Origin of the sequence: Jannaschia maritima (assembly GCF_030973515.1) — a bacterium.
Lineage (GTDB): Bacteria > Pseudomonadota > Alphaproteobacteria > Rhodobacterales > Rhodobacteraceae > Jannaschia > Jannaschia maritima.
The window spans coordinates 46,589-69,749 of sequence record NZ_JARGZA010000001.1; the positions used below are offsets into that span (position 1 = coordinate 46,589).

A 23,161-nucleotide genomic window follows, 5' to 3' on the forward strand; every position below is an offset into this window, starting at 1 on the left:
CCATGTCCATTGCAGCCACGTCGAACGCCATGCTGGAGCCGGGTATGATGGTTCGCCATCCGGACGCGCCGGACTGGGGTCTGGGCCAGGTCCAGTCCAACGTGGGCGATCGCGTCACGGTGAACTTCGAGCATGCGGGAAAACAGGTCATCGATGGGACACGCATATTGCTACTCCGGGTCTATGACTGACCGTCCCATGTCCCCCCGGACCGGTCCACGGACGAATACCTGAAGAACACCCGCCTCAGGCACAACCCCAAGTTGCCTGTTGGTGGAAGCGCGCGAAATCTTGCAAGGGGGCGCCGGCGGCGCTACCCGACCGCCATGGCCCGCCTCCAGGTCCGTTCCGCCCGTGACGACGAACTGCACGCAGCGGCCGCCCTGCGGCGCGCCGTCTTCGTGGACGAGATGGGCGCCGGCGCGGGGGCGGAGGCCGACCGGTTCGACGGACAGGCCGAACATCTCGTCCTGATCGATCGGGACGAGTCGGACCCGGCCATCCTTGGAACGCTGCGGGTCGCGCTCGGCTCGTCCTACACATCGCAGGAGTTCGTGCTGGACGGTCTGCCCGATCGATCGCGTCCCCTCGGGGAGATCGGGCGCATGTGCCTCCACCCCTCCCGACGGGGAGGGGTCGGCACGGGGCTTCTTCTCAGGGCCGCGGTCGATCGCCTGCAAGGGCTCGGGTGCCGGACGCTCGTAGGGACCGCGTCCTTCCCTGGAACGACCTTCGACCACCACCTGCCCGCCTTGCGCGCCCTGCGCGATGCGGCGGCGCTGCCAGGGGGCTGGACGGTCCGACCCGTTGCCCGGGCGGGGCGCCGGATCGTCGGGGCGGGGCGTCCGGCAGACATGCGACGCGTCCCGGCCCTCGTGAAGGGATACGTCCGCGCGGGCGCGATGGTCGCGGATTGCGCCTTCATCGACACGGCCTTCGCCACCATCGACGTCTGCGTCGTGTTGCCGCTCGACTCGGTCCGGATGCCGCGTGCCCTGAAGGCGTGGTCCCAATGACATGGATCGGACCTCCGCCTCCGCCGTCGGAGACCTTGGACATGCCTGCCCGCCTGCGCATAGCGAGGCGGGGCGGGTCGATCATCACGATCCTCGTCCTCGGTCTAGGGCTGCTTCTACTGGCTCGTCTGATCGAGCGTCCGCTCTACGGGCAGGCGCGTCCGGTCACCCCTTGGATCACCGTGGGGGTCTGCCGCTTATCCTTGCGGATCCTCGGCCTGTCGCGAACGGTTCGCGGGGATGCGATGGATCGACCCGGTGGGCAGGTCGCGAACCATGTTTCCTGGCTGGACGTCCTCGTCCTGAACGCCACCGCGCCGGTCCATTTCGTGGCGAAGGCGGAGGTGGCGGGTTGGGCAGGGATCGGTCATCTGGCCCGCGCGACGGGCACGGTCTTCATCGCCCGCAGACGGGGCGAGGCGGCGAAGCACGGCGCGATGCTGCGGGATCGGTTGCGTCTGCGGCAACGGCTACTCTTCTTCCCGGAAGGGACGAGCACGGACGGCCTGCGGGTTCTGCCGTTCAAGACCACCCTGTTCGCCGCGTTCCTCGGGGGCGACCTTCCGAAGGGTATCAGCGTCCAACCGGTCGCGCTTCGCTATCACGCGCCCCGGGGGCGGGACCGCGCGTTCTACGGATGGTGGGGCGACATGGACCTGGGGAGCCATCTGATCCGCATGCTGGCGGTCCGGCGGCACGGTCGCGTCGTAGTTACCTATGGAAGCGCCTTGGACGCCGGGGCGTTCGGTGGGGACCGGAAGGCCCTGGCCCGAACGGCGGAGGCCGCGGTCAGGGAGGCGTTCGACACGCCCTAGCGCAAGGGCGCGGTCAGGTCGCGCAACGCGGCCGCAGGGTCGTCGGCGTCCCAAACCTCGCCGCCGAAGGCGAAGAAGTCGGTCACGGGCGCCAGGCGTTCGACGGCCGCCAGGTCCAGCATGCCTTCGGCTACGACGGGCAGTTCGATCATCTCGGACCACCAGGCGAACAGGTCGTCCTCCGCCCGGGTGCCGTGTCCCAGCGCGCTCTCGCCGATCGGACCGAAGGCGACGTAGTCGGCGCCGTGCTCACCGGCCAGCATCCCGTCGTGACGCGACGCCCCGCACCAGGCCCCTACGATCGGGTCCGTGCCCCAATCGGTTCGCAGCTTTCGTAGGGGGCGGGGATCGGTCAGATGGACACCGTCGAGTCCGAGCTGCGTCACGAGGGCAGGGTGATCCGCGAGGACGAGGGGAACGTCGCGGGCATGTGCGACGGTGCGGCAGGCATCCGCCGCCCGGCGGATGCGGTCTTCCGACGTCGTGGCCGGCGCCAGGCGCAGGCAAGCCACCGGTGTCGCGTCCAGAAGCGCCGCCAGGCGGTCTGGCAACGCGGCGTCGATCTCGGGCGGAAGGATCAGGTAGGTTTGCGGGACGTCCGGCATGCGCGCGGCGATAGCCCCCCACGGATTGCGCCGCAAGCGCCGCCGCGATACCGCCCCGTCCATGTCGCACGATCCCCGCCCCGCTTTCGTCCTGGTGCGCCCCCAGATGGGCGAGAACATCGGGGCCGCCGCCCGCGCCATGCTGAACTTCGGGTTGGAGCACATGCGCGTCGTGGCGCCGCGTGACGGGTGGCCGAACGAACGCGCGGTGGCGCTGGCCTCCGGGGCGGGGCGGTTGCTGGATAGGGCGATGGTCGTCGCGGCCACCGCGGATGCCGTTGCGGACGCGACCCACGTCTACGCGACCACGGCACGGGGACGCGACCTGACTAAGCCAGTGATGACGCCCGAGGACGCCATGCGCGACGCACAGATCCGTGGGTCGCAGGGGCAACGCACGGCCATCCTGTTCGGCCCCGAACGCACGGGGTTGGAGAACGACGACGTCGCCCGCGCCAACGTGATCGTGGAGGTGCCGACCAATCCCGAATTCCCATCGCTCAACCTGGCGCAATGCGTGCTCCTGATGGGGTACGAATGGCGGCGGGTGGCGCAGGACGCGTCGAGCCGAATGGACATGGCGGGCACCGATTGGGCGAATGCGGCCGAGATGGCCGCATTGGCCGATCATTACGAGGATCGGCTGGACCAGGCCGGCTTCTTCTTCCCCGAAGCGAAAGCCCCCGCGATGAAGCGGAACCTGCGCAACCTGTGGTCCCGCATGCCGCTGACCCGGTCCGACGTGCAGACGTTCCACGGGATGATGCGCCAAATGGTCCGATGGAAGGACGGCAAGCCCGTGGGGCCGCGCGCCGGGAACTGACCTGCGACGCCCTTGGGGGATGCGCCGTGACGGTCCATCGCCTACATGAGCCCTGCACGGGAACGACGGGGGCCGGACATGGCGAAGCGCGCGATATTCCAGGAGGTCGGGGACGACGCCCCCCGCACGGCCGCCACGGGTGGCATCGCGGCGGGGCAGCGTGGCGACCGCCTCGCCGTGCGGGCCTGGCTCATCGTCCTGTTCGCCCTCGTCGTGGTGATGATCGCGGTGGGCGGGCTGACCCGACTGACGGACAGCGGCCTGTCGATCACGGAATGGCGCCCCCTGACGGGTGCCCTGCCGCCCCTGTCGGACGAGCGGTGGCAGGCGGAGTTCGACCTGTATCGCCAGATCCCGGAATACCAGCTTCAGAATCGCGGCATGTCGATGGCCGAGTTCAAGGTCATCTATTGGTGGGAATGGGGCCATCGGCAACTAGGTCGGGTGATTGGGCTCGTCTGGGCTGTAGGCCTGATCGCCCTGTTGGCCACGCGCAAGGTGCCGCCGGGCTGGACCCCGCGGCTGATCGCGCTCGGGGTGCTCGGCGGATTGCAGGGTGTCATCGGGTGGTGGATGGTATCGAGCGGCCTGACCGGCACGATGCTCGACGTCGCGTCCTATCGCCTGGCGGTCCATCTGGGATTGGCCTTCGTGATCCTGGGAACGATCGCCTGGTTCATGCTGGACCTGTCGCGTCCGCAGGCTCAGTTGGTCCAGGCACACCGGTTGCGCGAACCCCGGCTCGCGACCTGGGGCACGGTGATCATCGCGGCCACCTTCCTGCAGGTGATCTGGGGCGCCCTGGTCGCGGGGATCGACGCTGGCCGCAACTACATCGACTGGCCCCTGATGGCCGGCGGCCTGACCCCGCCGGGCATGTGGGAGATCGCGCCCTGGTGGCGCAACCTGTTCGAGAACGACGGCACGGTGCAGTTCTTCCACCGGCTGTGGGGCTACGTGCTGTTCGGCCTGATCCTGGCGGCGTGGTGGTCGGCGCGGTCATCGGCCCATCGCAAGACCGAGGTGGCCTTCGCGGGCGTGATGCACATGACGTGGCTGCAGATGCTTCTGGGCATCGTGACGGTCATGCATTCGTCGCCCTGGTATCTGGCGATCGTCCATCAGTTCGGCGCCGTCATCCTGCTATCCCTGACCGTTCGCGCGCGGCATCGCGCGTCCTATCCGATCCCTCAATCGGTCCGGGGGTGACGCGGTGACGGCCTATGACGACTTGATGGCGCATGTCCGCACCACGGAGGCGCTGGCCTCGGTCGCGGGGCGGACGGGGTGGGACCAGGAAACGGTGATGCCGCCCGGTGCGGCCTCGATGCGGGCCGAGGAGATGGGCGCGCTCGAGTCCGTCCTGCATGCCCGGCGGACCGATCCGCGCATCGGCGAATGGCTGGCCGCGGCGGACCCCGTCGATGAGGTCGCCGCCGCCAATCTGCGCGATGTGCGCCGTAGCTTTGAGCGGAACGCGAAGGTTCCCACGGATCTGGCCGCCGAGATCGCGCGCGTCACCTCCGCGGCGCAGGGACGTTGGGCCCGGGCCCGCGCGGAGGAGGACGTGGACGCGTTCCTGCCGGTGCTGTCCCATGTCGTCGACTTGCGCCGCCGGGAGGGTGAGGCGCTGGCGGATGGTGGCGACCCCTACGATGCATTGATGCAGGATTACGAACCCGGTGGGGCGGGCGCGGCGATGGCCGCGATGTTCGACGCGCTGCGCCCCGTCCTTGTCGACCTCCGCGCCGCCGCCCTGGAAGCGGGCCCCGCGCCGGTTCTGTCGGGCCGGTTTCCTCACGATGCGCAGATGGCCCTGTCGCGGCAGGTCGCGGAACGGTTCGGCTACGATTTCGACCGGGGCCGCATCGATCTGGCGGTGCACCCGTTCAGTTCCGGCAGCGGCCAGGACGTCCGCATCACCACGCGGGTGGACGAGGGCGATCCGTTCAACTGCCTGTATTCCACGATCCACGAGGTCGGGCATGCCTGCTACGAACAGAACGTCGACGATGCTCATCTGCTGACCCCGATCGGGCGCGGGGCGTCGATGGGCGTTCACGAAAGCCAGTCCCGCATCTACGAGAATCAGATGGCCCGGTCCGAGCCGTTCTGCGATTGGCTGTTCGCGCGCATGCGGGATGCGTTCGGCGACATCGGCGTCGCCACCCCGCGAGACTTCTATCGTGCCGTCAACGCCGTCCGCCGCGGCTTCATCCGCACGGAGGCCGATGAGCTCCAATACAACCTCCACGTCATGATGCGCTTCGACTTGGAGCGTGCGCTGATCCGGGGCGATCTGGAGGTCGCCGACCTGCCCGGTGCCTGGAACGACCGCTTCGCGGCGGACTTCGGAACGCCGGTGACGAGGCCGTCGGAGGGGTTCATGCAGGACGTGCACTGGTCGGTGGGGTTGATGGGGTACTTTCCGACCTATTCGCTTGGCAACGTCTATGCCGGGTGCCTGATGGGCGCGATGCGCAGGGACGTGCCAGGTTTGGACGACGGGCTGGCCCGGGGCGATCCGTCGGCCGCGACGGGATGGCTGCGCGAGCGGCTGCAACGGTTCGGCGCGTTGCGGGAACCGAAGGCGACGATTCGCCATGCGACCGGGGAAGCGCCGGAAGCGGGTCCGTTGCTGACGTATCTTGCGGGGAAGTTCGGGGACTTGAACGGCTAGGTATCCCATTCCGGACGTGATCCCGGGAGCGGCACCCCTATGCCCGCATCCTCGCGCCCGCCGGGTCGTACATGGGCTCGAACGATGCTTCGGCCGCGATGGTCGTCCCCGCGACCTCGATCGCCCACTCGCTGACCAGTAGGTCCGCGATCGCCTCGCCCTTCGCGGGAACGTAGCCCAGGCCGACCGCGCCGCCCAACGTATGTCCATAGTTTCCGCTCGTCAGATGCCCCACCATCCGACCGTCGCGCAGGATCGGCTCGGCATGGAACAGCATCGGCGCCGGATCGGTCAGGCGGAACTGCAGCATCCGGTGCGCAGGGCCGTCCGCGCGGCTGGCGGCCACGGCTTTTGCACCGACGTAGCCCCCGTCCTTCCGACATGCGAAGGCAAGCCCGGCGGCAACGACGTCGTCCTCGGGGGTGATGTCGTGGCCCATGTGGCGGAAACCCTTCTCGATCCGCAGCGAGTCCATCGCGTGCAACCCAACGAGGGACAGGTCGTGCCGCTTGCCGGCATCGGCGATCACCTCGAACGCATGACCGGCCATGTCGCAGGAGACGTACACCTCGAACCCCAACTCACCGACATAGGACACACGGTGGAGGCGTGCCCGCCCCAGACCCAGGTTCACCGTCGCGGCACGGCCGAAGGGCAGGGCGTCCGCTGCGATGTCCTCCGATACCACGTCGGCCATCAGGGCCCGGGCGTTCGGTCCCATCACGGCCAGCACCGCCTCGCCCGCCGTCACGTCGGTCACGGTGGCCGAAAGTTCGACAGCGTGGCGCTCCAGACGGGTCTGGTCACGCAGCCGCGTCGCCGTGGGCGTGACCATCAGGAACGCATCGGGGGCGAGACGCGTGACGGTGACGTCGGCCTCCACCCCACCGCGGGCATTGAGCATCTGGGTATAGACGACGCGGCCGACCGCGACGTCCATCCGCGCCCCGCAGCAGAGGGATAGCAGTGCCAGCGCGTCGGGCCCCTCGATCCGCAGCTTGCCGAAGGACGACATGTCGTACATTCCGACGGCGCCGCGGACGGCCTCGTGTTCCGCGCATTGGTTATCGAACCAATTCTGCCGATGCCAGTCGTGGCGATACACCCGTTCCTGGCTCGGGTGGGCGAACCAGTTCGGGCGCTCCCATCCCGCAAGCTCCCCCATCACGGCACCGTGGAACAGCATCTCGTGGTGAACCGGGGTGCGCCGGAGGCCGCGTGCGGTGGCTTTCTGACGATAGGGATAGTGATCGGCGTAGAGCAGGCCCAGCGTCTCGGTCGCCCGTTCGCGCAGGTAACGGGGGTTGGACTGGAACGGCTCCATCCGCGCGATGTCCACGCCCGTCAGGTCGAAGGGCATCTCGCCCCCGTCCATCCATTCCGACAGCGCGAGCCCCGCTCCACCGGCGGATTGGATCCCGATGGAGTTGAAGCCCGCCGCCACCCACACGTTGTCCATGCCGGGGCAGGGACCCAGGTGATAGGCGTCGTCGGGGGTGAAGGATTCGGGTCCGTTGAAGAAAGTGTGGATTCCCGCCCGTTCCAGCACGGGCATCCGGGCGATGGCGTTCTCCAGGATGGGTTCGAAGTGTTCGACGTCCTCGGGCAGTTGGTCGAACTCGAAATCGGGGGGGATGGGACCCCAGGGCTTGGCGACCGGCTCGAACGCGCCCAACAGAATCTTGCCCGCGTCCTCCTTGTAGTAGGTGCACTCGTCGGGGACCCGCAGCGTCGGCAAGGTGCCGAGATCGGGAATGGCTTCGGTGACGACGTAGAAGTGCTCGCAGGCCTGCAAAGGGACGTCCGTGCCCAGCATCGCGCCGACCTCGCGGCCCCACATGCCCGCGCAGTTCACCACCGCGTCGCAGGCGATCGCTCCCCCATCGCCGTCCTGGACCCATTCCACATGGGTGATCCGCCGCCCCTGTCGCCAGATGCAGGTAACGGCCGTCCGTTCCAGGATCGTGGCACCGTGGGCGCGGGCGCCCTTCGCCAGGGCCAAGGCGATGTTGGCCGGGTCGCCTTGACCGTCGCCGGGCAGGTGGACGGCCGCGGTCATGTCGTCCACGCGGACATGGGGGTGCAGGGCGCGAACGGCGTCGCGGTCGACCTCGTGCACCTCGACGCCCCAGGCGCGGGCCATGCCGGCCTGACGCAGGATCTCCTGCCGGCGGTGTTCGGTGACGGCGATCGTCAGCGACCCGTTGCGGCGGAAACCCGTGGCGATGTCCGTCTCGGCCTCCAGGGTGCCGTAGAGTTCCGCGGAATACTTCGACAGGCGCGTCATGGCGGGGGTGGCGCGAAGCTGGGCGATCAGGCCCGCGGCGTGCCACGTGGTGCCGCAGGTCAGGGCCTTGCGTTCCAGCAGCACCGGGGCCCAGCCCTTCTTCGCCAAGTGATAGGCGACGGAACAGCCGACCACGCCGCCGCCTATGACGACGACCCGGGCCTGGGCGGGCGGTGTCATGCCCGGATCCGGGTCAGGTCGGCGTCCCAGACGGGGCCGTCCAGGACGGTGGCGGGAACGGCTTCGCCGTAAAGGTCGATGGCGATCTGCGTACCGGGCTCGGTCAGCGTGGCGGGCAGCATGGCCAGGGCCAGGGGCTGCCCCGTACGGTGGGCGAAACCAGCCGAAGTCACCTCGCCCACGATGCGGCCGTCGTGCAGGGCGTTGGACATGGGCAGGGGGTCGCAGTCGCCGTCGTGACGCAGCAGGACCAGGCGTCTGTCGGGGGCTGGTCCGGGATCGCGCATGAGCCGTTCCAGACCCAGTTCGCGCAGGGTGTAGTCGTTGGATAGGTCCGTCTTCCAGGCCAACCACCCCTTCTCGATCCGCATCGAATCGAGCGCAATCATCCCGAAGGGTCGGGCCCCCGCGTTCGTGACGGCGTCCCATAGGGCGGGGATGTCGGCGTTGGCTGCGTGGATCTCCCACCCGAGCTCACCCGCGAAGCTGACGCGGGCCAGGGCGCATGCCACGTCCCCGATGCGGCACCCTTGGTGAGTCAACCACGGGGCGTGCAGATCGGCGCGCGTTCCGATGCGCGAAAGGAGGTCGCGGGATTCGGGACCAGTCACGAGCAGCGTGGAATAGTCCGCCGTGTGATCGGTCAGCGACAGCCCATCCGGGATGTTCCGGCGCAGCCATTCGGCGTCGTGCCATTCGGCGGCGGCGGCGGTGATCAGGGTGAAGAAATCGGAGCCGTGGCGCAGCACCGACATCTCCGTGATGCAACGGCCGTCCGCATCCGCGATGTATGCCAACCCGATGCGGCCGACCTTCGGCAGCTTCCCGGCGATCTTCGCCGCCAGCCAGTCCGCCGCGCCGTCGCCGGACAGGTTCAGGCGGGTGAACCCGCAAAGGTCGATGACGCCCACGCCGTCGCGCACGGCAGCCACCTCCTCGGCCACGGCGTCCCACCAGGGGCCGTGGCGATCCCAGGTCTCCGTTGCGGTTTCGGACGTGTCGTCGTCCGCGCGCGCATACCAGAGCGCGCGTTCCCAGCCGCCGAACGCGCCCATCTGACCGCCCGCCGCCACGATCCGGTCATGGGCGGGCGAGAGGCGCTTGTTCCGTCCGGCCGGCCAAGCGTGGAAGGGGTGGTGCATTGCGTATTCATGGCCGTAGGTCTGCAGGCCCCGCGCGTCGGCATAGTCCTGATCGGCGTAGCCGGTGAACCTGCGGGGATCGCAGCACCACAGGTCCCATTCGGGGCGGCCATCCAGGATCCATTCGGCCAGCGCCTTGCCCGCGCCCCCCGCCTGGGCGATGCCGAAGGTAAAGGCGCACGCCTCGTATGCGTTCCGTACACCCGGCATGGGCCCGATCAGCGGAAGGCCGTCGGGGGCATAGGGGATGGGACCGTTGATGACCTTGCTGATCCCGGCCTCGGCCAGGACGGGGACGCGGGCCATCGCATCCTCGATGTAGGGTTCCAAGCGATCCAGCGCGTCTGGGTAGAGCTGGAAGCTGAAATCGTCCGGCATGGGCTGATCGGGCACCATCCAGGCCCCTTCGCAACCGCGCTCGTAAGGACCCAGGTTCAGTCCGGTCTTCTCCTGCCGCAGGTAGTAGCTGACGTCGGGGTCGCGGATCATGGGCAGCTTGCGGCCGTGTTCGCGGGTCCAGTCGGCGATGGCCGGTATCTCGTCGGTCAACAGGTACTGGTGCTGCATGACGATCATCGGCAGGTCCCGGCCGCCGTGCGGCTTGAACCATTCGGCGACGCGCTGCGCGTAGTAGCCGGCGGCGTTTACGACGATCTCGGCCCGGACGGCGCCCCGTGCGGTGTGGAGGATCCAGCCGCCACCGTCCCGGCCGATGCCGGTGACGGGGCGGAACCGCTTGATCCGGGCGCCCAGCGCCCGCGCGCCCTTCGCCAGGGCCTGCGTCAGTTGGGCCGGGTCGATGTCGCCGTCGTGGTCGTCGCCGAAGCCGCCCACGAGGTCGTGCGTCTCCATGAACGGATAGCGGTCCTTCATGTCCTGCACCGACATCATGTAGGTCGGCATGTCGTACTTGCGGCCCCAGGAGGCGACGTGCTCGAACTCGCGCATGCGGTCGGCGGAATGGGCCAGGCGCATGGTGCCCGTGACGTTGTAGTTCATCGGGTAGTCGACCGCGTCCGCCAAGCCCCTGTAGAGCTTCATGGAATAGGTCTGCAGCCGCATCAGCCCCAGGGCCGTGCTGAAGGTCGGGCAGTTGCCCGCCGCGTGCCAGGTGGAGCCCGCCGTCAGTTCGTTGCGTTCCAGCAGCAACGTGTCCGTCTCACCCATCAGGGCCAGGTGGTAGAGGACGGAACAGCCGACCGCCCCGCCCCCGATCACGACGATGCGGGCCTGATCGGCGATCTCGGTCATCGGGCGTCCTGTGTGTAGATGGCGGGCGTGATGAACCAGAGCGCGACGGCCGGTTCGGGGAAGGGGTTCGCCCACCGGAACGGGGCGTCGCGCAACCGCGCGGTGTCGCCCGGACGGAGCGTATGCTCCACTTCGGCCAGCCAGATCCGCAGGCTGCCCGACAGCATGTGGACCACTTCGGTCGTGGGGCGGTCGACGGGATCGTCGCGCCGGCTGCCCGGGGCGAACACGGAATGGATCAATTCGAACCCGTCGGTCAGGTCGGGCGAAAGCAACCGTTCGTCCAGACCCGGCACGCGTTCGCCCAAGGGTCGCCCATGGCCCGCGCGGGTAACGGTGCCCCGTTCGGCCGCGACCCCGCTCGGGGCAAGAAGCGAGACCGGGGCATCCAGCGCTTCGGCCATGTCGAGCAGGTCGGCGGGCGCCAGCCGCGACTTCCCCGTCTCGACCTGGCTGAGCCATCCGATGGATTTGCCCAGGCGTGTCGCCGCTTCTGCCAGGGTCAGGCCACGCACCTTGCGGAGGGCTCGGATGTCCGCGCCGTCGATGTCCAAGATCTCACCTCCGTGAAAATCGTGGTCATCATTTCATTCTCACCGCAGCGCGGCAAGGATTGGTTTCACGCCGCCCGGGCCTGCTTTCCGAGATGGGCGCCGTAATAGAGCCCGACGACGTGTTCGGCTTCCGCGAAGAACAGCCAGCGCGTCGTCAGGACGCCCGCCAGGTGGGACAGGATCGCCACCGCCGCGAGCGCATGACTCATCGGGAGCAGAAGCAGGATCAAGGGGAAAACGACCGCGAGGACGAAGGCGATGACGCGCAGCTTGACGGCGTGCTTGCGGGCCACGCGGAACACCATCTCGCGCGTCAGGTAGTTGTCGCCCGTATGCGGCTTCTCGAACAGGGTCACGCGGTCGTGCAGTCGAGTGGCGGACTGGATGGTGGTGCCGGCTTCGGCGAAGCGTCGGTCTCCCTTCCACCAATGCCACAACAGGACGCCGCCCGCCGCCAGCAGGAAGGCCGCGGCGACGGTCACGAACCCCGACAGCATCGCGCCGCCCGCCAGTGAAAAGGTCAGGAACATCAAAGGCGTGGCGGTCTGGTTCCAGCGAGGGACCGCGCGGAGCTGGGTGTAGATCATCGCGGTCGTGAACACGGTCGCCAGCGACAGGATCGCGCCCAGCCAGCCGACGGGCGCGAGGTGGACGCCGAAGAAGATCAACGCGATCGCATAGACCGCCATCGTCAACAGGGCGAACACGGCAGCCCAGGCTTCGCGCGAAAGCCAGGAGGTGCGCCATTCGCGGTAGGACTTCCAGGCGTTCTTCTTGTTCTTCAAGTGGAACGTGGCCGATAGCAGGCCCGCGACGGACAGGGCGTAGGCCACGGCGAAGAACACGAACGCGGCCCAACCCACGGGCGGGACGGGCATCAGGCCCAGAAACACGAACAGGCCGAAGCCCGCGCCGGACAGGGTGGAGAACAGGATGACGCTGGGGGCGGGGTGCATGTCAGAGCCGTTCCAGTGAGCGGTCGAGCCAACCGAGGAAGCCCGCCGGTTCCTCCGCCACGGGGGCGAGGAAGGGGGCGAGAATGTCTTCGTCGTCAGACATTTGCGCGGCGCCGATCGTGTCGCGGGGGCGGGGGGGCAGGTACTTGTTGACCGGCTTGGTGCCCTGTTCGGGCATCAGGTCGACGCCGCCGCGTTCGGCGACCAGGATGCTGATGTCGCTGGCTGGGTCGGCCAGGTCGCCGAAGTGGCGGGCGCCTGCCGGGCAGGTGCGGACGCAAGCGGGCTGGCGGTCGATCTCGGGGATGTTCTCGTTGTAGATGCGGTCCACGCAGAGCGTGCATTTCTTCATGATACCAGCGACTTCGTCGACCTCGCGCGCCCCGTAGGGGCAGGCCCAGGCGCATAGGCCGCAGCCCATGCAGGCGTCTTCGTTCACCAGGACGATGCCGTCCTCGGCGCGCTTGTAGCTGGCGCCGGTCGGGCAGACCGTGACGCAGGGGGCGTCGTCGCAGTGCAGGCAGGATTTCGGGAAGTGCGTGGTCCGCGCAAGTCCTTGATCCGGCTGGGATTGATAGGCGTGGATGCGGTTCAGGAACGTGCCTTCCGCGTCGCCATAGGCATTGCGATCCGACAAGGGCGCGCCGTAGTTCTGCGTGTTCCAACCCTTGCAGGCGGTGACGCAGGCGTGACAGCCGACGCAGGTGTCGAGGTCGATCACCAAGCCCAACTTCTTCTGCGTGGATGCGGGAAGTGCGGTCATGAAAAAATACTTCCGTGCGAAATTGCGGATACACCCCCCGTGCACCCCCCGTACACCCCCCGTGCATACGCGCCGGCATATCGGCACCGCGCGTTGCGCCGGGGTTGCGTCGCGGCGGCGCTCCGTGCGGGGGGTGATCCGGCGGACCGCCAGGGCGACCCTCGGACCGGTCCCCCGGACCGCCCCCGTGCATGCGCCGAGGCGGCGGCGAGGGACGAAGCACGCAATGGAGCGAGGTCCCGGGTCGAGCCCGGGATGACGGTCAGACCTTCCATGCCACGACCTCCGGGCCCTGACCGACGGGGGAGGCTTGGCGGCCGGTGTCGGGTCTGGTCCGACCGTCCGCCGGGGCGGGCACCTTCTCGATGGCGACCTTCAGGTCGAACCACGCGGCCTGGCCGGTGATGGGGTCGGAGTTGGACCAGCGCATGCCGTCCTTCTTGGGCGGCATCAGCTCATGGATCAGGTGGTTCAGGAGGAAGCCCTTGTTCGCTTCCGGCGCGTCGTCGTGCAGCGCCCAGGCGCCCTTGCGCTTGCCGATGGCGTTCCAGGTCCAGATCGTGTTGCCGTTCAGCGCGGGCATGTGCGCTACGGGGACCGTGATCTCGCCGTGCGGCGACGTGATGCGCGCCCAGTCGTCCTCCGCGAAGCCGTGGCGGGTCCAGATCTCGGTCGGCAGGTACATCGGGTTGCGGCCGTGGATCTGGCGCAGCCAGGCGTTCTGTGTGCCCCAGGAATGGTACATCGCCATCGGGCGCTGGGTCAGGGCGTTGATCGTGAAGGCGCCGCCGCCATCGTGGTCGGCGGTCGGGTCCCACCAGATCGGCAGGGGGTCGAAGTGCGTCCGGATGCGGTGGCGCAGGTGGTCGGGCGGCTGGCGGTCGCCGTACCCTTCTGCGGCCAGACGGAACTTCGCCAGGGGCTCGCACCACAGCGTGAAGATGTAGGGCTGCGGCTTGTCGTAAAGCGCGAGGTCCACGGCCCAGTCCTGATAGGCGCGGTTCCAGGGCTTGAAGAACTGGGCTTCGAGCGGGATGTGGGCCAGCGCGAAGCCGCCGTTCTTCTTGTATTCCTCGATCTGGTTGGGGTTGGGCGCGCCACGGCCCGTCGCGTCCCCGTTGCCGCGGAAGCCCATGAGTGGGCCGACGTTCGGGCGGCGTTCGTGGCGCTGGATGTAGTCGGCGTAGTCGGCGTACTTCTGGCCGCCGTCGTCGTTCACCATGCCGGGCAGGCCCAGGCGCGCGCCCAGTTCGATCATGGCGGTCTGGAAGCCCTTCACGTCGCGGTCGGGCTGGACCACGGGCCAGCGGATGCCGTCGGCCGCGGCTTCCGCCTCGCAGATGGGTCGGTCGAGCATGGAGATGCAGTCGTGACGTTCCAGATAGGTCGTGTCGGGCAGGATCAGGTCGGCATAGGCCACCATCTCGGACGAATAGGCGTCGGAATAGATGATGTGCGGGATGACGTAGCTGCCGTCCTCGTTCGTGTCGGACAGCATCCGCATCGTGCCCGACGTGTTCATGGACGAGTTCCACGCCATGTTCGCCATGTATAGGAACAGCGTGTCGATCCGGTACGGGTCGCCCGCATGGGCGTTCGAGATGACCATGTGCATCATCCCGTGCGCCGACATCGGGTTGTCCCAAGAGAACGCCTTGTCGATGCGGGCGGGACTGCCGTCGTCGCGCAGACACAGGTCGTCCGGGCCGTGGACGAAGCCCAGATGCGGGCCGTCGAGCGGCGCCCCGGGCGTGACCTTGCAATGCGGCTTGGGGTGGGCGGTCGCGGGCTTGGGGTAGGGGGGCTTGAAGCGGAAGCCGCCCGGCGCCTCGACGCTGCCCAGCAGGATCTGCAGGACGTGCAGCGCGCGGCAGGTCTGGAACCCGTTGGCATGGGCGCTGATGCCGCGCATGGCATGGAACGACACGGGGCGGCCCTGCATCGTCTTGCGCGTGCGCCCGCGGAAGTCGGTCCATTCGACGTCGAGGAGGAAGGCTTCGTCGAACGCGACGCGTGCGATCTCGGCCGCGAAGGCGCGGATGCGGGCGGCGGGGATGCCCACGCGGTCGGCCACCGCCTCCGGCGCGTAGCGCGCGTCCAGGTACTTGTGCGCCATGTGGTGCATCACGGTGCGATGGGTCACGCCGTCCTGGTCCCACGCGCCGTTCAGATCCGGGTCGACGTCCGCCGCGTCGAAGCAGCGGGGGCGGCCTTCCTTGCGGCACCAGACCAGCGGATGGCCGTCGTCGTCCTTCAAGGGCAGGCCGTGCGTCTCGCCCGGGCGGGCGTCGATCAGGACGGGCGCGTCCGTGAAGTCGCGCAGGTAGGGCAGGTCGATCTTGCCGGCCTTCAGTAGGCAGTGGACGAGGGACAGGATCAGCAAACCGTCCGTGCCGGGCGTGACGCCGAACCAGTCGTCGGCGACGGCGTTGTAGCCGGACCGCACGGGGTTCACGCCGACGATGCGCCCGCCGTTCGCCTTGACCTTGCCGATGCCCATCTTGATCGGGTTGCTGTCGTGATCCTCCGCCACGCCGAACAGGACGAACATCCGGGTGCGGTCCCAATCGGGCTGCCCGAACTCCCAGAACGCGCCGCCCATCGTGTAGATGCCGCCCGCCGCCATGTTGACCGAACAGAAGCCGCCATGGGCCGCGTAGTTGGGCGTGCCGAAGGCCTGAGCCCACCACGACGTGAAGGACTGCGACTGGTCACGGCCGGTGAAGAAGGCCAGCTTCGACGGGTCGGTTTCCCGGATGGGACGGAGCCAGGATTCCGCGATGGCGTAGGCCTCGTCCCACGAGATCGGCTCGAACTCGCCCGAGCCGCGCGGGCCGGTGCGCTTCATGGGCGAACGCAGGCGCGACGGCGCGTTGTGCTGCATGATGCCCGCCGACCCCTTGGCGCACAGGACGCCCCTGTTCACGGGGTGGTCGCGGTTGCCTTCGATGTACGCGACCTTGTCGCCGTCGGGCGTGTGCTTGATGTGGACGTCGATCCCGCAGCGGCAGGCGCACATGTAGCAGGTGGTCTTGCGCACCTCGTCGCCGGTCTTGGGGTGCAGGTCCACGATGGGCTGGTTCATTGCGCTGCTTCCCCTGTGGCGTCGATCTGGGCCGAGGTCACGGCGATCATGTCGATGATGTCCTGCGCCGTACAGCCGCGGGACAGGTCGTTCGCGGGTTTCGCCAGCCCCTGGAGGACGGGACCGATGGCGGTCGCGCCGCCGATGCGCTGCGCGATCTTGTAGCCGATGTTTCCCGCGTCGAGGTCGGGGAAGACGAGGACGTTCGCCCGCCCCGCCGTGGGGCTGCCGGGCGCCTTCGACGCGGCCACCCCGCCATCGAAGGCGGCATCGAACTGCAACTCGCCGTCCAGCTCGAAATCGGCCGTTTCGCGCGCGATATCAAGGGCCTGCGTCACCTTGTTCACGTGGGAATGGTGTGCGCTGCCCTTGGTCGAGAAGGACAGGAACGCCACCTTCGGATCGGTCCCCAGCAGCGCGCGGGCGGAGGCGGCGGCCTGCCCCGCGATGGCTGCCAGCTGGGCCGCGTCGGGGTCGATGACGAGGCCGCAATCCGAGAACACCATCGCCTCGGCCGGGCGGGTGGGATGGGCGTCGGGCAGGATCATCAGGAAGAAGCTGCTGACGAGGGGCGCGTCCGGGGCGGTCCCGATCATCTGAAGCGCGGCCCGGACGGTGTCGGAGGTGGTGGCGACCGCGCCGCCGATGGTGCCGTCCGCCTGGCCCGCCCGGACCATCGCGGCGGCGCAGGTCAGTGGGTCGCGCAGGGCCGCGACGGCATCGTCGCGGGTGGGGTGCTTGCGCGCGCGGGCCGTCAGGTAGGCGTCGATCAGGATGTCGGGGGCCGGTTCGCGCGGATCGACGACGTTCGCACCGGGCACGTCGATGGCGCCCGGATCGCCCAGCAGCGTGATCTCGGCAAGCCCGTCGCGGACGGCCCGGCCGGCGGCGTCCTGGACGCGCGGGTCCCGGCCTTCGGGCAGGACGATGCGATGACGGGCCTGCCGGGCGCGGTCGTGGAGGGCGGCGAGTGCGGTCATGGCGTTGGGCATCGCCAGCATGCGGCGTCATCCCCGGGCTCGACCCGGGGACCCCTCCGCATGGGCGCGTCGCCGCCCGCGATGCGCCCGCTGCGGGAGGTCCTCGGGTCGAGCCCGAGGACGACGGTTCCACGTCGAATCATCGTTCCGCCGCAGATCACTCCGCGGCGATCTTCATGTCGTCCTTGCTGATGCCGGCGACCTTGACGGGCTTCTTCATCGCGTCGCGGCGGAAGGGCTCGCCCAGTTCCTGGTTCAAGAGGACCTCGATCAGGGTGGTGACGCCGTCCTCCATCTGCTCGCGGATGGCGGTGTTCAGCGCGTCCGTCAGCTCGCCCTGGGTCATCACGCGCACGCCCTTGAGGCCGCAGGCTTCCGCGATCTTGGCGTAGTTCACGTCGTCGTCGAGCTCGGTGCCCACGAAGTTGTCGTCGAACCACAGCGTCGAGTTCCGCTTCTCCGCGCCCCACTGGAAGTTGCGGAACACGATCTGCGTGATGGCGGGCCATTCGGAGCGGCCGATGGCGGTCAGCTCGTTCACCGCGATGCCGAACGCGCCGTCGCCCGCAAAGCCCACGACGGGGGTGTCGGGCCGGCCGATCTTGGCGCCCACGATGCTGGGCAGACCGTAGCCGCAGGGACCGAACAGGCCCGGGGCCAGGTACTTCCGGCCGGCGTCGAAGTCGGGATAGGCGTTGCCGATGGCGCAGTTGTTGCCGATGTCGGAGCTGATGATGGCGTCGCGGGGCAGGGCCTGCTGGATGGCGCGCCAGGCCTTGCGGGGCGACATCCAGTCGGGCTTGGCGTTGCGGGCCCGTTCGTTCCAGGTGGTGCCGGGGTCGTCCTCCTCGTGGTCCAGGCTGGACAGTTCCTGCGCCCAGCGCGACTTGGTGTCGGCGATCAGGGCGCGGCGCTCGTCGCGGCCCGCGTCGCCGGCGGTGTCGGACAGCTTCGCGGCGATGCCGTTCGCGACCTTGGCCGCGTCGCCCACGATGCCGACGGAAACCTTCTTGGTCAGGCCGATGCGGTCGGGGTTGATGTCGACCTGGACGACCTTCGCGTCCCGGGGCCAATAGTCGATGCCGTAGCCGGGCAGGGTGGAGAACGGGTTGAGCCGCGTGCCCAGGGCCAGCACGACGTCGGCCTTCGCGATCAGCTCCATCGCGGCCTTCGAGCCGTTATAGCCCAGCGGACCGGCGAATAGGGGGTGGGACCCGGGGAAGGCGTCGTTGTGCTGATAGCCCACGCAGACCGGCGCATCGAGCCGTTCGGCCAAGGCCTTCGACGCGTCGATGCCGCCGTCCGACAGGACGACGCCGACGCCGTTCAGGATGACGGGGAACTTCGCGTCAGACAGGATCTCAGCCGCGCGGCCGATCGACGTCTCGCCCCCGGGCGACACCTCGAAGTCGATGGGGTCGGGGATCTCGACGTCCACGACCTGGGTCCAGAAGTCGCGCGGCACATTGATCTGCGCCGGTCCGGACAGGCGCTTGGCCTTCGAGATGACGCGCGTGAGGACCTCCGCCACGCGGGACGGGTCGCGCACCTCCTCCTGGTAGGCGACCATGTCCTCGAACAGCTTCATCTGCTCGACCTCCTGGAAGCCGCCCTGGCCGATGGTCTTGTTGGCGGCCTGGGGCGTCACCAGCAGCAGGGGCGTGTGGTTCCAGTAGGCGGTCTTCACGGCGGTGACGAAGTTGGTGATGCCGGGCCCGTTCTGGGCGATCATCATCGACATCTCGCCCGTGGCGCGGGTGTAGCCGTCGGCCATGAAGCCCGCCGACCCTTCGTGCGCGGCGTCCCAGAAGGTGATGCCGGCCGCGGGGAAGATGTCGGAGATCGGCATCATGGCCGATCCGATGATCCCGAAGGCGTGGCGGATGCCGTGGCGCTGCAGGACTTTGACGAACGCTTCCTCGGTGGTCATCTTCATGGCGTGGTCCCCTGTGGCGCGGCTGTCCGGGCGCATTGTCCGGCGTGATTATCGAGACTGGCAGTCTCAAGAATGGCGCGTCCCTTGTGCCCCAACGGTACCGTCCGGGTCAAGGCCGCCATAAGGCCAGCTGACCCGTGCGCCTAGGTCCAGAGGGGTCAGGCGGCCGCGGCCCGGGCGATGCGCGCGACCCCTTCGGGGATGTCGTCGGCCGCGATGGACGAATAGGCGAGGCGGTAGAAGGGGCGCGCGCGGCCCGGTCCGAAGAAGGCGTCGGCGGGTTCGATCAGCACGTCGCGGGCGCGCAGCCGCGCGGCCAGCGCCCGGCCGGGGACGCCGTCGGGCGCGCGCATCCAGAAGGACGAGCCGCCGAACGTGTTATCGCGTTCCGGGCGGAGGTCGTGCGCCTGCATCGCCGCGAGCGCCGCGTCGCGCCGGGCGGCATAGGTTCGCGCGATGCGCGCGACCTGCGTGTCGTAGTGGCCCCGCTGCAGGAAGTACGCGGTGGCGCGCTGTATGTGCCCCGGCACGTGCCGCAGGATCAGGGCCCGCAGCGCGCGGGCCTCGCGCACCAGGGGGGGCGGGGCGACGAGGTATCCCAGGCGCAGGCCGGGGAAGAGCGACTTGGCGAAGGAGCCGATATAGGCGACCCGCCCCGTCCGGTCGAGCGACTTGAGCGCGGGCGAGGGGCCGCCGACGAAGGCAAGCTCGAACTCGTAGTCGTCCTCCACGATCAGGAAGTCGTCCGCCTCCGCCCGGGCCAGGAGGGCGCGGCGCCGTTCGGTCGGCATCGTCACGGCGGTGGGACAGTGGTGGCTGGGGGTGACGAAGACCACGTCCGTGTGCGGGGGGATCGCGTCGGGCGGCAGCCCGTGCCCGTCCACGGGGATGGCGGTCGCCGTGCAGCGCGACAGGTTCAGGATCTCGCGCAAGGGGGGATAACAGGGTTCCTCCATCACCGCGCGGCGGCGTTGCGACAACAGGATCTGGGTGACTAGCCACAGCGCGTTCTGCGCGCCCATCGTGATGAGGACCTCGTCCGCGTGCGCGTCGATGCCGCGTCGGGGCAGGATGCGGCGCATGATCTCGTCCACCAGGAGGGGGTCGTCCTGTCCGTAAGTGTCGGCCGTCAGCGGGGTGAAGTCGCGCGTACCCAGCGCTTCCAAGGCGCAGCGGCGCCAGTTGGAATGGTCGAACAGGCGGGCGTCGGTCTGACCGTAGATGAACGGATACCGATAGCGGCGCCAATCCTCCGGCCGGGCGAGGCCCGCCATGGCCGGATAGCGTTGGCCCAAGCGGCGGGACCAGTCCACGCGGCTGGCGGGGGCGGGTGCGGGCGCGGGGCGCGGGAAGGTGTCCGGCCGGGGGGCGTCGGCAGCGACGTAGTAGCCCGACCGGCCCTTCGCTGAGAGGTAGTCGCCGGCGACGAGGTCGGCATAGGCCAACGTCACGGTGATGCGCGACAGGCCCAGGTGGCGGGCCAGCACCCGGGAGGAGGGAAGGCGGTCGCCCGGGCGGAACCGACCGGACAGGATCCCGTCCATGACGAGCTGCTGCACCTGCCGTTGCAGGGTCCCCGTCGCGGCGGGATCGAGGCGGAAGGCTTCCACGGGGACGGCCATGTGGCCCTATCGCACGGGGGGATTTCGGAGGGAAGTGGACCGATGAGCGTGGTCGGACCCCTAACCCCCCAGTGTGCCGGTGGAGGGCGCTGGCGTCAGGTCGAACACCCCCAGCGTGCCGAGCCCGCCCAGGACGGCATCGACCGCGATGGTCGCGAGGACGATACCCATGACCCTGCTGATGACCGACGCGCCCGTGTCGCCGATCAGTCGGTGGACCATACCGGCGCCGAGGAGGAGGGCCAGGGTCAGGCAGAGGACGAAGACGAGCATCGCCGCGGTGACCGCCTGTTCGGCCAGCGTGTTCGTGCTGTTGTCCGTCAGGATCACGATGGCCAGCATCGCGCCGGGCGAGGCGATGGACGGCATCGCGAGGGGGAAGACCGCCCGCGACAGGTGGACGCCGTCGTCGCAGCTTCGCGATTCCGCGATCTCGCCGGCGGCTTTCGTGTCCCCGAAGATCATGCTGAGGGCGAACAGGAACAGCACGATCCCGCCCGCGACTTGGAACGATCCCAGCCGCAGGCCGAGCGTCTCGAGCACGAACTGCCCACCGACGAGGAACAGCAGGAGCACGATCGTCGCGATGACCACCGCCCGCAGGGCGAACCTGCGATGCAGACGCTGCGGAACGCCGGCAACGGCATAGAGATAGACGGGGATCGTGCCGATCGGATCGATGACGACGAGGAGCGTCACGAACTCCCGTGTCAGGAAAGCCCAGTCCATCTTCTTTCCATCCGATCGTTCGCCGGAGGGCGCACCGTCCCCCCGGGTGGCGGAGCCATGCCCCACCTCACTCGCAGGGACTTAGGACATTTTTCCCCGTGCCAAACCGCAGATCCAGGATCGGATCCGGCGTGGTCGTCGCGATCGCCCGGCGAACGACCCGCGACGCGGCATCCGTCCGACGAAGGTCGCGGTGCGGCCCACGATCAGGCGAACAGCCGCCCCATCGCCTCGTCCACGCTGCCGGTGATCGCGTCGATGTCGTCGGCGGTGGCGATCAGCGCGGGGGAGAAGAGCAGGCAGTTGTTGCGGCCGGGGACGGAACGGTTGGAGGCCCCGATGACGTAGCCCTGCTGCATGCAGTCGGCGGCGATGGCCTTGACCTGCGCTTCGGGCAGCGGTTCGCGGGTGTCGCGGTCGGCGACCAGCTCGACGCCGCAGAACAGGCCCTTGCCGCGGACCTGGCCGATCACCGCATGGCGTTCGGCCAGTTCGTGCAAGTTGCTCAACAAGCGTTCGCCCATCGCGCGCGTGTTCTCGATCAGGCCTTCGCGTTCGATGATGGCCATGTTCTCCAGCGCGGCGACGGGGCCCGCGGCGCAGCCGCCGAACGTGCTGACGGCGCGGAACCAGTTCAGGGGATCGTCAGGCTTCGACTTGAAGGTGTCGAACACGTCTTCCGTCGTGACGACGCAGGAGATGGCGGCATAGCCGGACGCCACGCCCTTGGCCATCGTCACGATGTCGGGGCGCACCCCGTAATGCTGATAGCCGAACCATTCCCCGGTGCGGCCCACGCCGCACACGACCTCGTCGATGTGGATCAGGATCTCGTACTTGTCGCAGATCTCCTGCACGCGCGCCCAATAGCCTTCGGGGGGCACGATGACGCCGCCGCCGGCGGTGATGGGCTCCAGGCAGATGGCGCCCACGGTGTCGGGGCCTTCGCGCAGGATGACCTCCTCGATCGCGTCGGCGGCACGGCGGCCGTACTCCTCCTCCGTCATCCCCTCCCATCCCTGGTCGGCGGCACGGTAGTGCAGGCAGTGGGGCACGCGCACGAAGCCGGGGGCGAAGGGGCCGTACTGGACGTTGCGCTCGTCCTGGCCGCCCGCGCCCATGCAGCCGATGGTCGTCCCGTGGTAGTCGCGATCGCGGTACAGGATTTTCCACTTCTTGCCGCCGTGGCGGGTGTGGGCGATCTGGCGGATCATCTTGAAGGCCTGCTCGTTCGCCTCCGACCCGGAATTCGTGTAGAAGACGCGCTTCATGCCGGGCATCTTCGACAGGAGGCGTTCGGCGAACATGGACCCCGGGATGCTGCCAAGGGTCTGGGCGAAGTAGTTCATCTTGATCAACTGATCGCGGACCTTGTCGGCGATCTCGGTCCGGCCATAGCCCACGTTCACGGTCCAGACGCCGCCCGAGACCGCGTCCAGATGCTCCTTGCCGTGCTGGTCCCAGACGCGCATGCCGCGACCCTCGACGATGATGCGGGGCTCCGTCGTCTCCAGGGGCTTGTGCGGCATCAGGTGGTGCCAGATGTGGGCGCGATCCGCTTCGACGACGGCGGACAGGTCGTTCGGGGACAGGGTATCCATCGCGCTTCTCCTGGTTGTGGACGATCGGGCCCGGGCGATCCGGTTCGGGCGGGTTCCCTGGGGTGATATCAGAAGCGCAGGAAATGCAAGCGCGCGATAGGACCAGATCGTCGCGCGGCCTAGGGCCAGTCCAGAC

Annotated in this window: 18 protein-coding genes; 6 read left to right on the top strand and 12 right to left on the bottom strand. The window is 68.8% G+C overall.

Annotated elements, in window-relative coordinates; all coding sequences use genetic code 11:
- Positions 1-2 precede the first annotated feature (2 nt).
- The 3 genes from P0084_RS00235 (at position 3) to olsA (ending at position 1,831) form a co-directional block, all read left to right on the top strand.
- A complete protein-coding gene (locus tag P0084_RS00235) occupies positions 3-191 on the top strand; it encodes a DUF3553 domain-containing protein (RefSeq protein ID WP_308914791.1) in 189 nt (62 codons plus the stop codon).
- A 135-nt stretch (positions 192-326) separates the two neighbouring features.
- On the top strand, positions 327-1,016 hold the full coding sequence (locus P0084_RS00240; RefSeq protein WP_308914792.1) for a GNAT family N-acetyltransferase: 690 nt from the start codon (positions 327-329) through the stop codon (positions 1,014-1,016).
- On the top strand, positions 1,013-1,831 hold the full coding sequence (gene olsA, locus P0084_RS00245; RefSeq protein ID WP_459554086.1) for a lyso-ornithine lipid O-acyltransferase: 819 nt from the start codon (positions 1,013-1,015) through the stop codon (positions 1,829-1,831). The genes P0084_RS00240 and olsA overlap by 4 nt, the downstream gene beginning before the upstream one ends.
- Here the strand turns inward: olsA and P0084_RS00250 are convergent.
- Complete coding sequence (locus P0084_RS00250; RefSeq protein ID WP_308914794.1) at positions 1,828-2,436, bottom strand: thiamine phosphate synthase; 609 nt, start codon at positions 2,434-2,436, stop codon at positions 1,828-1,830. The two genes, olsA and P0084_RS00250, sit on opposite strands and share 4 nt — an antisense overlap.
- A 61-nt stretch (positions 2,437-2,497) precedes the next feature.
- On the opposite strand from P0084_RS00250, the gene P0084_RS00255 reads away from it, so the two are divergent.
- The 3 genes from P0084_RS00255 to P0084_RS00265 all read left to right on the top strand — a co-directional run bounded on the left by P0084_RS00255 (position 2,498) and on the right by P0084_RS00265 (position 5,939).
- Positions 2,498-3,259, top strand: coding sequence for an RNA methyltransferase (locus P0084_RS00255; RefSeq protein WP_308915050.1), 762 nt, complete (start codon positions 2,498-2,500; stop codon positions 3,257-3,259).
- A gap of 78 nt (positions 3,260-3,337) precedes the next feature.
- Complete coding sequence (gene ctaA, locus P0084_RS00260; protein ID WP_308914795.1) at positions 3,338-4,468, top strand: heme A synthase; 1,131 nt, start codon at positions 3,338-3,340, stop codon at positions 4,466-4,468.
- 4 nt (positions 4,469-4,472) lie between these two features.
- Positions 4,473-5,939, top strand: coding sequence for a carboxypeptidase M32 (locus P0084_RS00265; protein WP_308914796.1), 1,467 nt, complete (start codon positions 4,473-4,475; stop codon positions 5,937-5,939).
- A 37-nt stretch (positions 5,940-5,976) separates the two neighbouring features.
- On the opposite strand, the gene P0084_RS00270 is transcribed toward P0084_RS00265, so the two are convergent.
- From P0084_RS00270 to P0084_RS00320, 11 genes are all read right to left on the bottom strand, one after another.
- Positions 5,977-8,406, bottom strand: a complete 2,430-nt coding sequence (locus P0084_RS00270) for a GcvT family protein (protein WP_308914797.1) — start codon at positions 8,404-8,406, stop codon at positions 5,977-5,979.
- Positions 8,403-10,799 (bottom strand): GcvT family protein, encoded by a 2,397-nt coding sequence (locus P0084_RS00275; RefSeq protein ID WP_308914798.1) that lies wholly within the window; start codon positions 10,797-10,799, stop codon positions 8,403-8,405. The genes P0084_RS00270 and P0084_RS00275 overlap by 4 nt, the downstream gene beginning before the upstream one ends.
- The gene (locus P0084_RS00280; protein WP_308914799.1) at positions 10,796-11,353 is read right to left on the bottom strand and encodes a helix-turn-helix domain-containing protein; all 558 of its coding nucleotides are present in this window, start codon (positions 11,351-11,353) and stop codon (positions 10,796-10,798) included. Before P0084_RS00280 ends, P0084_RS00275 begins: the two co-directional genes overlap by 4 nt.
- Before the next feature lie 65 nt (positions 11,354-11,418).
- Positions 11,419-12,309 (bottom strand): dimethyl sulfoxide reductase anchor subunit family protein, encoded by an 891-nt coding sequence (locus P0084_RS00285; RefSeq protein ID WP_308914800.1) that lies wholly within the window; start codon positions 12,307-12,309, stop codon positions 11,419-11,421.
- Position 12,310: 1 nt separating this feature from the next.
- Positions 12,311-13,072 (bottom strand): 4Fe-4S dicluster domain-containing protein, encoded by a 762-nt coding sequence (locus P0084_RS00290; protein ID WP_308914801.1) that lies wholly within the window; start codon positions 13,070-13,072, stop codon positions 12,311-12,313.
- A gap of 262 nt (positions 13,073-13,334) precedes the next feature.
- Positions 13,335-16,157: a molybdopterin oxidoreductase family protein gene (locus P0084_RS00295; protein ID WP_308914802.1), complete on the bottom strand. Its 2,823-nt coding sequence runs from the start codon at positions 16,155-16,157 to the stop codon at positions 13,335-13,337.
- The gene (locus P0084_RS00300) at positions 16,154-17,158 is read right to left on the bottom strand and encodes a phosphate acyltransferase (protein ID WP_374213569.1); all 1,005 of its coding nucleotides are present in this window, start codon (positions 17,156-17,158) and stop codon (positions 16,154-16,156) included. Before P0084_RS00300 ends, P0084_RS00295 begins: the two co-directional genes overlap by 4 nt.
- Positions 17,159-17,294: 136 nt before the next feature.
- Complete coding sequence (gene xsc, locus P0084_RS00305) at positions 17,295-19,073, bottom strand: sulfoacetaldehyde acetyltransferase (protein ID WP_308914803.1); 1,779 nt, start codon at positions 19,071-19,073, stop codon at positions 17,295-17,297.
- Between the two features lie 158 nt (positions 19,074-19,231).
- Positions 19,232-20,695, bottom strand: a complete 1,464-nt coding sequence (gene pdxR, locus P0084_RS00310) for a MocR-like pyridoxine biosynthesis transcription factor PdxR (protein WP_308914804.1) — start codon at positions 20,693-20,695, stop codon at positions 19,232-19,234.
- Positions 20,696-20,755: 60 nt separating this feature from the next.
- Positions 20,756-21,424 carry a MarC family protein gene (locus tag P0084_RS00315; protein ID WP_308914805.1) on the bottom strand — a complete coding sequence of 223 codons (669 nt, stop codon included), beginning with the start codon at positions 21,422-21,424 and terminating at the stop codon, positions 20,756-20,758.
- A 206-nt stretch (positions 21,425-21,630) separates the two neighbouring features.
- The gene (locus tag P0084_RS00320; RefSeq protein WP_308914806.1) at positions 21,631-23,025 is read right to left on the bottom strand and encodes an aminotransferase family protein; all 1,395 of its coding nucleotides are present in this window, start codon (positions 23,023-23,025) and stop codon (positions 21,631-21,633) included.
- Between the last annotated feature and the right edge of the window lie 136 nt (positions 23,026-23,161).